Origin of the sequence: Thioclava sp. IC9 (genome assembly GCF_002213225.1) — a bacterium.
Classification (GTDB): domain Bacteria; phylum Pseudomonadota; class Alphaproteobacteria; order Rhodobacterales; family Rhodobacteraceae; genus Thioclava; species Thioclava nitratireducens.
On sequence record NZ_NBNX01000001.1, the window covers coordinates 22,524 to 36,234 of the forward strand.

General features: G+C 65.6%; 15 protein-coding genes. 10 read left to right on the forward strand and 5 right to left on the reverse strand.

Features of this window, described 5'->3' with window-relative positions; genetic code table 11:
- Positions 1 to 273: 273 nt before the first annotated feature.
- From B6V76_RS00120 to B6V76_RS00130, 3 genes are all read right to left on the reverse strand, one after another.
- Positions 274 to 1,119 (reverse strand): hypothetical protein, encoded by an 846-nt coding sequence (locus B6V76_RS00120; protein ID WP_088726353.1) that lies wholly within the window; start codon positions 1,117 to 1,119, stop codon positions 274 to 276.
- A gap of 36 nt (positions 1,120 to 1,155) precedes the next feature.
- A complete protein-coding gene (locus tag B6V76_RS00125) occupies positions 1,156 to 2,100 on the reverse strand; it encodes a phosphoadenosine phosphosulfate reductase (protein ID WP_088726354.1) in 945 nt (314 codons plus the stop codon).
- A 171-nt stretch (positions 2,101 to 2,271) separates the two neighbouring features.
- Positions 2,272 to 3,192, reverse strand: coding sequence for a LysR substrate-binding domain-containing protein (locus B6V76_RS00130; RefSeq protein WP_075777028.1), 921 nt, complete (start codon positions 3,190 to 3,192; stop codon positions 2,272 to 2,274).
- A gap of 76 nt (positions 3,193 to 3,268) precedes the next feature.
- Here B6V76_RS00130 and pcaD point away from each other — a divergent pair, with 76 nt between their 5' ends.
- From pcaD to B6V76_RS00180, 10 genes are read left to right on the forward strand one after another with little or no spacing between them, the layout of a single operon-like run.
- Complete coding sequence (gene pcaD / locus B6V76_RS00135; protein ID WP_088726355.1) at positions 3,269 to 4,054, forward strand: 3-oxoadipate enol-lactonase; 786 nt, start codon at positions 3,269 to 3,271, stop codon at positions 4,052 to 4,054.
- Positions 4,047 to 4,421 (forward strand): 4-carboxymuconolactone decarboxylase, encoded by a 375-nt coding sequence (gene pcaC, locus B6V76_RS00140; protein WP_206184168.1) that lies wholly within the window; start codon positions 4,047 to 4,049, stop codon positions 4,419 to 4,421. Before pcaD ends, pcaC begins: the two co-directional genes overlap by 8 nt.
- Entirely contained in the window at positions 4,418 to 5,140 is a 723-nt protein-coding gene (gene pcaH / locus B6V76_RS00145) for a protocatechuate 3,4-dioxygenase subunit beta (RefSeq protein WP_088726356.1), read from the forward strand. The genes pcaC and pcaH overlap by 4 nt, the downstream gene beginning before the upstream one ends.
- Positions 5,140 to 5,739 (forward strand): protocatechuate 3,4-dioxygenase subunit alpha, encoded by a 600-nt coding sequence (gene pcaG / locus B6V76_RS00150; protein ID WP_088726357.1) that lies wholly within the window; start codon positions 5,140 to 5,142, stop codon positions 5,737 to 5,739. Before pcaH ends, pcaG begins: the two co-directional genes overlap by 1 nt.
- Before the next feature lie 3 nt (positions 5,740 to 5,742).
- Positions 5,743 to 6,585: a 3-keto-5-aminohexanoate cleavage protein gene (locus B6V76_RS00155; RefSeq protein WP_088723270.1), complete on the forward strand. Its 843-nt coding sequence runs from the start codon at positions 5,743 to 5,745 to the stop codon at positions 6,583 to 6,585.
- Positions 6,582 to 7,901, forward strand: a complete 1,320-nt coding sequence (locus B6V76_RS00160) for a lyase family protein (RefSeq protein WP_166504503.1) — start codon at positions 6,582 to 6,584, stop codon at positions 7,899 to 7,901. The genes B6V76_RS00155 and B6V76_RS00160 overlap by 4 nt, the downstream gene beginning before the upstream one ends.
- On the forward strand, positions 7,898 to 9,067 hold the full coding sequence (pobA, locus tag B6V76_RS00165; RefSeq protein ID WP_088718375.1) for a 4-hydroxybenzoate 3-monooxygenase: 1,170 nt from the start codon (positions 7,898 to 7,900) through the stop codon (positions 9,065 to 9,067). Before B6V76_RS00160 ends, pobA begins: the two co-directional genes overlap by 4 nt.
- 47 nt (positions 9,068 to 9,114) lie before the next feature.
- The gene (locus tag B6V76_RS00170) at positions 9,115 to 10,164 is read left to right on the forward strand and encodes a TRAP transporter substrate-binding protein (RefSeq protein WP_075777035.1); all 1,050 of its coding nucleotides are present in this window, start codon (positions 9,115 to 9,117) and stop codon (positions 10,162 to 10,164) included.
- Between the two features lie 20 nt (positions 10,165 to 10,184).
- Entirely contained in the window at positions 10,185 to 10,667 is a 483-nt protein-coding gene (locus B6V76_RS00175) for a TRAP transporter small permease subunit (RefSeq protein WP_075777036.1), read from the forward strand.
- A complete protein-coding gene (locus B6V76_RS00180) occupies positions 10,667 to 12,022 on the forward strand; it encodes a TRAP transporter large permease subunit (RefSeq protein WP_240497774.1) in 1,356 nt (451 codons plus the stop codon). Before B6V76_RS00175 ends, B6V76_RS00180 begins: the two co-directional genes overlap by 1 nt.
- Before the next feature lie 59 nt (positions 12,023 to 12,081).
- Here B6V76_RS00180 and B6V76_RS00185 read toward each other — a convergent pair whose 3' ends face one another.
- Positions 12,082 to 12,579, reverse strand: a complete 498-nt coding sequence (locus B6V76_RS00185; protein ID WP_088726359.1) for an isoprenylcysteine carboxylmethyltransferase family protein — start codon at positions 12,577 to 12,579, stop codon at positions 12,082 to 12,084.
- Positions 12,579 to 13,658, reverse strand: a complete 1,080-nt coding sequence (locus B6V76_RS00190) for a type III polyketide synthase (protein ID WP_088718377.1) — start codon at positions 13,656 to 13,658, stop codon at positions 12,579 to 12,581. The genes B6V76_RS00185 and B6V76_RS00190 overlap by 1 nt, the downstream gene beginning before the upstream one ends.
- Between the last annotated feature and the right edge of the window lie 53 nt (positions 13,659 to 13,711).

Sequence of the window (13,711 nt, forward strand, 5' to 3'; positions counted from 1 at the left end):
ACTCCTCCGCAGAGGCATTTCGAATGGGGAGGGTGCCTGCATTGCCCACCTGCGAAATGCATCGAGGGTGAGATGTCATCTTGCTCCGGGCTTCACCGTGACGTTTGTCTGCAGGCGGCAGGTGCCCGGCACCTGTCCGTTCGATAGCCGCAAATCACCGCTCGGGCAATATGGCGCAGCTCGGCCGGATCCGTTTCTCGCAGCGCATGATGTCCCTCTGCCACGCCTTGGACGCGCGCGTTGCCGATGTCGACGCGGCGACGCGCCATTGCGTCAGGCGTCGACGGGCTTCACCTTCGGCGGGATCGGCGCTTCGGAGGGCGTGATGCCGTGTTTCAGCAGCGCCTTGTGCATGTAGCTTCCGCGGCGGGGGCGGTTGTTCTCGGCCTCTTCCAGACGCGGCTTCATCCGACGCGCCCACATATGCACTGCATAGGTGTCGTCGGTGAGGAAATCCGCCTCCACGTCGAAGCGCGACATGATCATCTTGTTCCGGTCCTTGAAGGAGATCGGATAGAAGGCCTGTTGCGAGAGCGCATGGTCCCACTCGCCGGTCTCGCGCAGGAAGTGGCTCAGCGCGGCCGGGCCGGTCAGTCCCCATTCCTGCTCGGAGAAATGCACCGGTTCGCCGCGATCGCGGGCTGCCCGCAATTCCTCTTGCTGCTCTTCCTTTAGCCATGGCCCGATCGCGTAAGGGTCGGCCACGAAATCCAGCAGCCCGCGCAGGGTCTGCGACTCCGCCGGCAGGCGCATCACCGCGTTGCAGATCAGGTGCGGTTTCTCGAGCCCGAATACGTAGTCATCCGTGAAATCGAAGGGTTTCACGCAAAGCACATCGGCATCGACCCAGATGTAATCGGTCTTCTCCATCAGGTGCAGCCGCCACAGATCGGCATGGATAGCCGGGCTTCCCGTGCGCTTGTGGCGGATGATCTCGTCGCCCGGAAATATGTCGCGCGCATCGCGCAGCGTCACGCCGGGCGGGGCGTTCGGGATCAGGTTGTAGCAATAGAGCAGGGTGTCATGGCCCGCATCGACGAAGGATTTCAGGCTCAGCTGTTCGAGCCAGGACAGGCGGTCACCGATCCACAGGGTTGCGATCGTCGGCAATTGGGACAAGGGTAGGCTCCTGTTCGGAAGGGTCTTTCGCGGCGCTCAGACGGCAGGCGGGGTGTAGCTGGGCCAGTCGAATTGCTTGGCGATCTCGTCCATCGCCTTGCGGTAATGCGGTCGCCGCGCGGGGTGGGAGGATCTCAGCACCGCATGGGCATAGTCATAGGTCAGGCGCGGCCGCTTCATCGCGAGAAGCTGTTTCAGCAGGGTTTTCTGATAGGCGGGCACGGTGCGGCGCGCACGCAGCAAAGCGTAGATCTCCGCCGGGGTCGCGTCGCCCGCGACCACCCGTTGCGTGATCGGTTTCAGAACGCCCATCGCGGTAAGCGATGACCCCAGTCGATGGCCGAAGCGTCGACAGCGGATCCGGGTCACGTTGGGCGCGCGGAACAAGGTCGCGTGCATCGAATCCTCGCGCACCGTCGGATCGTAGAGGAGCCACATCTGCGCCGCCTGTGCGGCCTCATCGGGCGCATAGCCGTAGCGATCGGTGAAATTGCGCCGCCAGACCGCGCGATAGCGCCCTTCCCAGCCGCCGGTCACGTCGCGGTCGAGCGTGGCTTGCGGCGAGAGTGCGAGCACCGTGGCGCCGGGAGCTGCCGAGGAAAACGCCGCTGCCGCGTAGCCCGCCATCGAGGTGCCGTAGAACACCACGCGGCGGAACCGCTCGAAAAATCCGGTCTCGCGCATCTCGTCGAAGAAATCATAGACCGCTTCGGCGCGGTACCATGTCCAGCCATGCGCCCCGATGCCAAGCGCCGACCAGCCCTGCGAGTTGATGAAATTCACGCCCCAGGGCAGGCGCTCTTCGACCTTCTGGCGCGCATCGTCGAGATTGTCGAAGGTCACGACCAGCGTGTCGTCGCCCTCGACGAATAGTGCCTTATGCTCGGCATCGAGGCGGCGGTAGAAACCATGATCCGCCCCGATCCGTTCGAGCTGCCCAGTCCAGGCGATCTGGCGGTCTTTCAAGGCGATATCAGGCATTGGTGTAACCTATCTCGGCGGTTTGGCGGGGCCCGAAATCGTGGCCATGTCGGGCGTCTCTCGGGGGCGAGAAATCATGAAAAATCGTTCACAATATGGCGGATAGCACAAATGGGGTCCAGCCTGCAGCACGCGGCTTGGCGTACTGGGGCAGGGCGGCTTGGCCAAGCCTCAGCCGGACGTGGCCGCGCGCAACCGGGCGGCCTCATGCATCATCGCGGTCAGCCGGGCGACCTCGGGGCGCTCGGTCATCTCGTGCTTCATCGTCAAGCCGACAGCGCCCGACATGAACTGCGCGCCCAGCGGCAGGCTCACCAGAAGCCCCGAGGCCAGTTCGCGAGCGACCACGCCGCGCGAGATGAACCACAGCATATCCGACCCTTCCAACAGCCCGAGTCCGGTCGCGAGCGACACGGTCTCGATCGGGCAGCGCGGCTCGGTGATGCCCTGCGCGCCCAGATAATCGTCGACGATGCGCCGGATGATCGCGCCGCGCGTAGGCAGGATCACGTCGCATTGGCGCAGCGCCTCGGGGGCGGGGCGGTGCGCGAATGGATGGCCCGCGCGCGCGGCCAGAATGACCTCTTCCTCGTAGAGAAAATCGAAACGCAGCCCCGGCATGTCGGCGGCGGCGGGCATCCGTCCGATCATCAGGTCGATCGCCCCCGAGCGCAGACGGTCGAGCAGATACAGGTTGGGCCCGGTGCTGATCGAGAGCCGCGTGCCCGGATGGGCGCGGCTGAACTCGAGAGCTACGCCCGGAAAGATCGAGCCCGCCACCGTCGGCAGCGCGCCCACATTGATCACGTCGCCGATCCCGTCGCCGCTGAGCGCAGCCGCGCCGGCCTCCAGTTCCTGCAACGCCTGAATCGCATGGCGGCGAAATGCCTCTCCCGCCGGCGTCACAGTCAACCGCCGCCCGCGTCGCTCCAGTAGCGCACCGCCCAGCATCGCCTCCATCTCGGAGAGGGTCTTCGACAAGGCAGGCTGTGAAATCCCCTGCTTACGCGCCGCAGCCGAGACCCCGCCTGCCTCGATCGTGTCGAGAAAGGCGCGGATGTGACGGAGCTTGAGACCTTTATGCATAGCCATGGGGTTATGGATTAACGTGCATTTTATATTTGGCTCAAGCGAAAACTTCAGAAAAGATTATGGCGGGAGGAAGAGGATGCACGCACTTAATTGCGACTGGGGGCATATCCATTACCGCGAAGACGGCGCGGCGCAGGGCGTCCCGGTTATATGTCTGAACTCGCTGGGCACCGATTTGCGGATGTGGGAAGGCCTTGTCGCCCCGCTCTCCGGCTATCGTCTTGTGCGCATGGACAAGCGCGGTCACGGGCTGAGCGCGACCTCTGACGCCGCCCCCACGATCACTGATCTGGCGCAGGATGCGCTGGCGGTCGTCGATCATCTGGGTATCGAGGCGGCAGTGTTCGTCGGCTGCTCCATCGGCGGCATGATCGCGCAGGAGATCGCGCGGATCGCCCCCGAGCGGGTGCGTGCGTTGGTGCTCAGCAACACGGCCGCCAAGATCGGCACCGAGGAAAGCTGGGCAGAGCGGATCGCCACGGTGGAAAGTCAAGGTCTGCCCGCGATGGCGGAAGGCGTGATCGAGCGCTGGTTCGGCCCCGCGTTCCGCGCCCATCCCGACTGCGCGCTCTGGGTGACGGAAGTCGCGCGCACGGATGCCAAGGGCTATGCGAATTGCTGCAAGGCGCTCGCCGGAGCTGATCTGCGCGACGCTCTGCCCGAGATTTCCGCCCCGACGCTGGTGATCGCGGGCAGCCATGACGGCGCGACCCCGCCCGAGCAGGTCATGGAAATGGCCGCCGCCATTCCCGGCGCGCGGGCCGAATTGATTGAAGGCGCGGGGCATATTCCCGCAATCGAGGCGCCCGATCACGTCGCGCGTCTCATCACTGAATTTCTGAAGGAGCACGAGCTTGTCTGAGCGATATGAAGCAGGGATGGAAACGCGCCGCCGTGTGTTGGGCGACGCCCATGTCGACCGCGCCGATGCGAGCAAGACCGAGTTCGACGCGCCTTTTCAGGAGTTCATCACCGAGGGCGCCTGGGGCTCGGTCTGGTCGCGGCCTGACCTGACGCCGCGCGAACGCTCCATCGTGACGATCGCGCTTCTGGCGGCGCAGGGCAATCACGAGGAAATCGCGATGCATACCCGCGCCACCGCCAATACCGGCGCCACGCCTTCGGATCTGCGAGAAGCGATGCTGCATGTCGCGGTCTATGCGGGCGTGCCCCGCGCCAATCACGCGATCAAGATCATCAAGGAAACGCTGAAGGAGATGGGCCAATGACCGGTCGTTTGATCCCCCGCGAGACCGGTATCCACCCGCCTCTCTTCACGCCGGCCTACAAGACCTCTGTGCTGCGCAGCCCGCAGCGCGCGCTGATCGCCTTCGACAGCTCGCCCAGCGAAGAGACCGGGCCGACCTTCGGCCATGTGAAGCTCGGCGCGCTCGATAACGACCTGCTGCTGAACTATGCCCGCCCCGGCACCAGCGCCATTGGCGAGCGGATCATCGTGCATGGCCGGCTTCTCGACGAGAACAACCGTCCGATCCCGAACGCGCTGATCGAGATCTGGCAAGCCAATGCGGGCGGGCGTTACCGCCACAAGAAAGACGGTTATCTGGCGGCGCTCGATCCCGATTTCGGCGGCTGCGGGCGCACGATCACGGGCGAGGACGGCTCCTACGCGTTCCGCACTGTGAAGCCCGGCGCCTATCCGTGGCCCAACGGTCCGAACGAATGGCGCCCGGCCCACATCCACTTCTCGATCTTTGGGCACAGCTTCGGCCAGCGTCTGATCTCGCAGATGTATTTCGAGGGCGATCCGCTGATCGCACGCTGCCCGATCGCGCAGACGATCCCCGACAAGGCCGCGCTCGACCGGCTCGTGGCGGCGCTCGACATGAGCGAGACGAAACCGATGGACGCGATCGCCTATCGCTTCGACATCGTGCTGCGCGGCCACCGCCAGACCCATTTCGAGAACCGTCCGGAGGGCATGTAATGGTGCAGAAATTCGACAAGCCGATCCTGACGCCCTCGCAGACGGCAGGGCCTTACGTCCATATCGGGCTCGCTCCCGAGGCGGGCGGCATCGAGGGGGCTCCTTTCGAGACGCTGGGCCGCGAGATCGCCGGGCCGGAGGCGAAGGGCGAGCGGATCAAGGTGACCTGCCGCGTCGTCGATGGCGGCGATCTGCCGCTGCGCGATTGTCTGGTGGAGACCTGGCAGGCCGATGCCGCCGGGATCTATCCCGGCCAGGAGGGGGCAGATCCGGCGGTCTCCGGCTTCGGTCGTATCCCCGCCGATTTCAGCACGGGCGAGATCATTTTCGAAACGATCAAGCCCGGCGCGATTGCGCTTTCGGGCGACCGCAAGACGCCGCCGCATATCTCGTTCTGGATCTTCGCGCGCGGCATCAATCACGGGCTGCACACCCGGATGTATTTCCCCGAGGACGATCTCTCGGGCGACCCGCTTCTCGCGCGGATCGAGCATCGCGACCGGATCGCCACGATGGTCGCCGAGGCGACCGGCCCGGGCGAATACCGCTTCGACATCCGCCTGCAAGGTGCGGGCGAAACCGTCTTCTTCGATATCTGAGCCATGACCCAGGACCCCTGCATCATATGTGTCGCGATCACCGGCTCCGTGCCGCAGCAATCCGACAATCCGGCGGTGCCGATCACGATCTCCGAGCAGATCGAGTCCACGCAGGCCGCGTTCGAGGCGGGAGCGACGATTGCGCATTGCCACGTCCGCAACGAGGACGGCTCGCCCAGTTCCGATCCCGACCGCTTCGCACGACTGATGGAGGGGTTGCATGAACATTGTCCCGGCATGATCGTGCAGCTTTCCACCGGTGGGCGCTCCGGCGCGGGCAAGACGCGCGGCGGGATGCTGCCCTTGCGGCCCGACATGGCCTCGCTCTCGGTCGGGTCGAACAACTTCCCGACGCGGGTCTATGAGAACCCTCCGGATCTGGTCGACTGGCTGGCCTCGGAGATGAAGACCTACGATGTGCGCCCCGAGATCGAGTGTTTCGATCTCAGCCACATCTTTCAGGCCGCGAAACTGGTCGGCGACGGGCGGCTGCCCGCGAATGTCCATGTGCAATTCGTGATGGGCGTGAAGAACGCGATGCCGGTCGACCGCGCGGCCTTCGATTTCATGCGCGAGACCCGTGCCCGCGTTCTGCCCGAGGCGACGTGGTGCGCGGCAGGCGTTGGGCCGGGGCAGGTGGTCGTCAACCAATGGTGCATCGAGACCGGCGGGCATTGCCGCACCGGTCTGGAGGACAACATTCGGCTGGATCGCGAAACGCTCGCACCTTCGAACGCGGCGCTTGTCCAGCGCACGGTCGATCTGTGTGAAAAAGCGGGCCGTCCGGTTGCCACATGGCAGCAGGCGCGCGAGATCCTCGCGCTGCCCATGAAGGGGGCCGCATGAGCCTCTCTCCCCTCGACAGCCCGCTCTGGTCCGGTCTCTACGGCGATGCGGAACTGGGTGCGATGCTCGACGATGCCGCATTGCTGGCGGCGATGGTGCGCGTCGAAGTGGCGCTGGCCGAGGCCTGCGCGGCCGAAGGCGTCGTGTCCGAGGCTGGGGCGTCCGAAATCGCCGAGAAGCTGACCGGTTACCAGCCCGATCCGGCGACACTGGCCGAGGGGGCCGCGCGCGACGGCGTGCCGGTTCCGGCGCTGCTGAGCGATCTGCGCGCCAAGCTGTCGGAAGAGGCCGGGCAGGCGATCCATTGGGGCGCGACCTCGCAGGACATCATCGACAGTGCGACGGCGCTTTTGATGACGCAGGCGCTCGCCGTGATCGCGGCGCGGCTGCGGCGCGTGATCCGCGTGACCGGTGAACTGGCCGGGCGCGAGGCCGAGACGGTGATGGCCGGGCGAACCCGCAGCCAGATCGGTTTGCCGGTGACTTTCGGCGCGCTGGTCGCGTCCTGGGGCCAGCCGCTGATCGACGCGGCGGCGCGCATGGCGGTGATGCAGGGCGCCGGGCGGGTCGCGCTACATGGCGCCGTCGGCACCGACGCGGCGCTGGGCGACAAGGCGCAGGCGGTACGTAACCGCATGGCGGAGGCGCTGGGGCTTCAGGCCGAGGATCAGCCGTGGCACAGCCGCCGCGACGCGATGGCCGGGCTGGGTGCGCAGGCGGTGTTGTTGACCGGGTCGCTGGGCAAGATCGGCACGGATGTCGTGACCCTCGCGCAATCGGGGATCAACGAGGTGCGGATCGCGGGGGGGGGCTCGTCCACCATGCCGCATAAATCGAATCCCGTGGCCGCCGAGGCGCTGGTGGCGCTTGCGCGTCACGCGGCGCATCTGCAGGGGAGCCTGTTTGAATCCGCGCTCCATGGTCAGTTCCGCGACGGCGCCGCCTGGGCGCTGGAATGGATGAGCCTGCGCCCGATCCTCGTGGCCTGTGGCGCGTCGCTGCGCCTTGCCGGAGAGATGCTGGAAGGGCTCGAGGCCGACGCCCCCCGGATGCGCGCCAATTTCGAGGCTGCGGGCTTCGGCCCCTATGCCGAGCGCGCGATCTTTACGCTCGCGAAGACGCTGCCGCGCAACGCGGCGAAGAAAGCGGTGCAAGAGGCGATGGCCGCACCCGATCCCGTGGCGGCGCTTCTGGCCGCCCATCCCGAACTCGACGGGAACATCCTGACCGATCCGCTTCTTGCGGCAGGGCAGGCCCCGGCGCAGGCGCGCGCTTTCGCGCAGCGCTGCAATGACCTTTGCGGAGGAAACGCATGAAGACTCAAGTCGCCATCATCGGCGGTGGCCCGGCCGGGCTGCTGCTTTCGCAATTGCTCGACCTGCACGGGATCGAGAGCGTCGTGCTGGAGCGCCGCTCGCGCGATTACGTGCTGTCGCGGATCCGGGCCGGGGTGCTCGAACAGGGCACCGTCGATCTGCTGCGCGCCGCCGAAGTGGGCGCGCGAATGGACCGTCAGGGCGAAATCCACGACGGTGTCGAGATCTCGTGGCACGACGAGCGGCTCAATATAGACATCAAGAGCCTGACGGGCCGAGGGGTAATGGTCTATGGCCAGACCGAGGTGACGCAGGACCTCTACACCGCCCGCGATGCGCGCGGCGGCACCGTGCTGCACGAGGCCGAGGTAACGGCAATCGAGGGGATCGAGGGCGACGGCGTCACAGTGCATTTCACCCATGAGGGCGAAGCGAAGACCCTGACCGCTGATTTCGTCGCGGGCTGCGACGGCTTCCACGGGCCGTCGCGCAAGGCGATCCCGGAAAGCCACCGTCAGGAATTCGAGCGTGCCTATCCGTTCGGCTGGCTTGGCCTTCTGTCCGAGACGCCGCCCGCCGCGCCCGAGCTGATCTACGCGGCCCATGATCGGGGCTTTGCGCTGTGTTCGATGCGCTCGCCCACGCTGAGCCGCTATTACGTGCAGGTGCCGCTGAGCGAAAAGCTGGAAGACTGGCCCGCAGAGCGGTTCTGGGACGAGCTGCGCACCCGCATCCCGGCCGATGTGGCCGAGACGCTGGTCACCGGCGAGCCGCTGGAGATGTCGATTGCGCCGCTGCGCAGCTTCGTCTCCGAGCCGATGCGCCACGGGCGTTTGTTCCTGGCTGGCGACAGCGCCCATATCGTGCCGCCGACCGGCGCGAAGGGCCTGAACCTCGCGGCCTCGGATGTCTATTATCTGCACCGCGCTTTCGATCGGTTCTACAACCACGGCACGTCCGAAGGGCTCGACGCCTATTCCGAGACGGCGTTGTCGCGGGTCTGGAAATGCGAGCGCTTTTCGTGGTGGATGACCTCGATGCTGCACGATTTCCCGGAAACGGGTGCGTTCGAGCGCCGGATGCAGCGCGCGGAGTTCGAATATCTCCAGATGTCGGAGACCGCACGCAAGAGCTTTGCCGAAAACTACGTGGGCCTGCCTTACTGACGGGCCGAACCGCCCCCGCGCAAGGGGCACAAAGGGAGGAAATAACTATGAAACTTACGAAACTGCTGGGCCTGAGCGCCGCAGCCATGCTCTGGGCAAGCGGGAGCTTCGCACAGGAGATCACCCTCAAGCTGCACCATTTCCTTGGCGCCAAGGCGCCGGTGCAGACGCAGATGCTGGAGCCCTGGGCCAAGCGCGTCGAAGAGCTGTCGAACGGCAAGGTCAAGATCGACATCTACCCGGCGATGACGCTGGGCGGTCGCCCGCCGGAACTCGTGCAGCAGGCGCGCGACGGTGTGGTCGATCTGATCTGGACGCTCAACGGCTACACGCCGGGTCTCTTCCCGCGCACCGAGGTGTTCGAGCTGCCGACGGTCTATAACAACGACCCGGCCGCGACCAACCTCGCGATGCGCGACATGTTCGACAAGGAACTGAAGCAGGAATACGAGGACAAGGGCCTCGAAGTGATGTTCCTGCACGCCCATGCGGGCAACGGCATCCACACCGTGGATACCCCGGTTCACAGCCCCGCCGACGTGAAGGGCCTGAAGCTGCGCACGCCGTCGCGCACGGGGGCCTGGGTGATCGAGGCGCTGAACGCGCAGCCGGTCGCGATGCCGGTGCCGGAACTGCCGCAGGCGCTGTCGAAGAAGGTCGTCGACGGGGCGCTGATCCCGTGGGAAATCATCCCCGCGCTTAAGCTGCAGCAGCAGACACAGTACCAGATCGAAGGGCAGGACCATTGGCGTCTGGGCACCTCGATCTTCCAGGTGTCGATGAACAAGGCGAAATGGGACAGCCTGCCCGATGACGTCAAGGCGGCGTTCCGCAAGGCCTCCGACGAGGAGTGGCTGAAGGAAGTCGGCCAGATCTGGCGCACCAGCGACAATAACGGGATCAAGGCCGCCGAAGCCGATGGCAACGAGCTGATCACGCTCTCGGCCGACGAGACCCAAGCCTTCAAGGATGCGATGCAGCCGGTCGTCACCCGTTGGGAAGACGAGGTGAAAGGCCAGGGCATCGACGGTCCGGCGCTGGTGAAAGAAGCCCGCGAGCTGACCGCTGAAGAAGAAAAGAACCTGGCGAGCCAGTAACCAACGGAGCGGCGACGATCATGCATTCTGCAACTGAGACTTTCTTGCGCAAGGCGATCTATGCCTGGGCCCTCGCCGGAGGCGGGGTGCTTGCAGCGATCGTCGCCGTAAACGTCTGGACAGTGTTGGGCGGCTTTATCGGGCTGCCCTTCGCGGGGGACTTCGAACTGACGGAGATGGGGGTCGCCATCGCGGCCTTCATGTTCCTGCCCTACTGCCAATTGGCCGATCAGAACGTGACGGCGGATATCTTCACCTCGAAACTTAGCGCCGCCGTGCAGCGTCGCTTCTCGGCCATCGGCTCGGTGCTGGCGCTGGGGTTTGCCGCGCTTCTGCTGTGGCGGATGTATTTCGGGATGCTTGATCAGAAATCCTATTCGCTCGCCACCACGATCCTGCAGATCCCGGTCTGGTGGGCTTACCTTCCCGCGCTTGCCTCGCTTGCGCTACTTTTCATCGCCGCAGCGCTGAGCCTGCGGGACAACTGGACGGGGCGTGCCTGATGGACCCGATTACTCTCGGCCTGCTTGGCCTCGCCATTCTCGTGGCGCTTATCGTCATGCGTGTGCCCATCGCTTACGCGATGATCCTCGTGGGCGCTGGGGGCACCGCGATCATCAACGGCCCTGCGATCTTGTTGAGCCAGCTCAAGACGCTCGCTTACGGTCAATTCTCGATCTATGACCTCTCGGTCGTGCCGATGTTCGTCCTGATGGGGGCGCTGACCACCAAGACGGGCCTGTCGCGCGACATGTTCCGCGCCGCCAATGCGTGGTTCGGCTGGATGCGCGGCGGCACCGCGATGGCCTCGATCGCCGCCTGTGCGGGCTTCGGCGCGGTCTGCGGCTCCTCGCTCGCAACCGCCTCGACGATGGGCAAGGTCGCCCTGCCGGAGCTGGAGCGCTACAACTACTCTCCCGCGCTCGCGACCGGTTCGGTCGCGGCAGGCGGCGTGCTGGGCATCCTGATCCCGCCTTCGGTGATCCTTGTGATCTACGCGGTGATCGTGGAGGCCAATATCGTCACCATGTTCATGGCCGCGCTGATCCCCGGTCTGATCGCCGTCGTGCTGTTCCTGATGACCATCGCGATCTATGTCCGCCTCGTGCCGAGCGCGGGCCCCGCGCAGGGCGTGTCGGACAAGGCCGAGTTCTGGGCGGCGACGCGCGGCGTGCTGCCGGTGCTGGGCATCTTCGGCGTCGTCATCGGCGGCATCTATGCGGGCTTCTACAACCCGACGCCCGCCGCTGCGATCGGCGTCTTCGCGGTCTTCGTCTACGGCCTCTTCCGCGGGCTGATGTCGCGCGAAGCCCTGCGCTCGTCCATCCTCGAGACGGCGGGCACCACTGGCATGATCTACCTGATCCTGCTGGGCGCGGAGCTTCTGAAGATCTTCATGTCGCGGGCAGGCGTGCCGCAAGCGGCTGCCGATATGGCGGTTAATTCCGGCTTGCCGCCCATGATGGTGATGGCGATCCTGCTGATCGCGCTGATCGTGCTGGGCTGCCTGATGGACTCGATGTCGATGATCCTGCTGGTGCTGCCCTTCTTCTGGCCGGTGCTGGTCGAGATCAATGGCGGTCTCTACCAGATGGCGGACGGCTCGGGCTTCGGCCTCTCGACCGACGAGCTGAAGGTCTGGTTCGGTATCCTTGCGCTTGTCGTGGTGGAGCTGGGGCTGATCACGCCGCCGGTGGGGATGAATGTCTTCGTGATCTCGGCGCTGGCGAAGAACGTTCCGATGGGCACCACCTTCCGCGGTGTCTTCCCGTTCTTCCTGTCCGAGCTCGTGCGCGTCGCGCTTCTGCTGGGCTTCCCGGCGCTGACGCTGTGGCTGCCTCGCGTGCTTGGTGGCTGATCCACTCAAGACAAGCGGATGAGACGGAACGGGGGGCGCAATCGCCCCCCGTTTCGCATTCACCCCGCGCGCATCGGGGCGAGGGCCTTGTTCTCGACCCCGATCCGCACCCAGAGCATCGCGGCGTTCAGTACGGTGAACAGAACTGCGACCCAGAGCAGGCCCAGTACCATCGGGGCGACGAAGATCTCGGCCACGACCAGCATGTAATTGGGGTGCGAGGCGTATTTGAACGGCCCGCGCGCGACCAGCGGCTCTTCGAGGATGATGATCCGTGTCGTCCAGCGTCCGCCGAGGCTGGTGAGGATCCAGATGCGCAGCACCTGCAGCACCGCAAAGAGAGCGAGCCAGCCGAGGTGTACGGGCTGGCCGAGGCCGAAGACGATCAGGCACAGAATCCACGCGCTGTGCATCGCGACCATCACCGGGTAATGCGCCGCGCCGACCTCATGGGCTCCACGCGCCAGAAGCCGGGCGGTGTTGCGCCTGGCGATGACAAGCTCGCTCAGCCGTTGGACGATGATGAAGGCCAGAAAGAGAACGCTCGGGAGGAACATCACGCGGCCTCCGCCTCGATTTGGGACGGGCCGACATGGAAGGGCAGGAACGAGGCGGTAAAGCCCGGCCCGAGCGCGCAGCCCATCATCTGCCCGGTCTTGCCCGCGTCCAACACCGCGCGCATCACGAACAGCATCGTGGGCGCCGACATATTGCCCGCCTCGCGCAGCACGTTGCGCTCGGCATCCAGCACGCCCTGTTCCAGATGCAACGCGGCCTCGATCGCCTCCACGACCTTCGCGCCGCCCGGATGGCAGACATAGCGGTCGATATCGGCGTGATCGAGGTTCGCGGCCCGCAGCGCGCCCTCCGCCGCCGTCGCGAATTCGGAATTGACGAAGCCCGGGATCGAGCGGTCGAAGATCACGCCGAAGCCGATCTCGTCCACGTCCCAGCCCATGATGTCGAGCGTGTCGGGCCATGTCTTCTGGTGCCCCTGACCGAGCGAGATCACCTGACCCGCGCCCGGCGCCTCGGTGCTGATACAGGCCGCAGCCGCGCCATCGGCGAAGAGGACGGCCGCCACGATATCGGCCTTCTGCATCCGGTCCGCGCGGAAGGAAAGCGAGCAGGTTTCGACCACGACGAGCAGCACCTTCGCCCCCGGACGCCCCGCCGCGATGGATTGCGCCGTCGACAGTCCCGAGACGCCGCCCGCACAGCCCAGACCGAAAATCGGCACCCGCATGATGTCGTCGCGAAAGCCCATCTCGCCCAGAACCTGCGCCTCCAGCGAGGGCGTCGCGAGGCCGGTCGAGCAGACGGTGACCACGCAATCGACCTCCGAACCCTGCCAGCCTGCGGCGTCGAGCGCCGCCTGCGCCGCGTCGATGAACAGCGCTTTCGCACCCTCCATGAACGCCGCGTTGCGATCCGCCCAGCCGTGGGCTTCCGAGAACCAGTCGATCGGCACGACCGAATAACGCCGGTCGATCCCCGCCGTGTCGAAGGTTTTCGAGAGCCGCTCGAATTGCGGGTAGGTCTCGCCGAAGATGATCTCGGCCCGCTCGCGCACCTCGGATTGCGCGAGGCAATGCGGCGGCAGGGCGGTGGAGAGACCGTGGAGGTAAACTGACATGGCAATTCCTTTTCGCTGAAGGCTGATGCTGGTCAGTCCTTGAGGAAACTGTT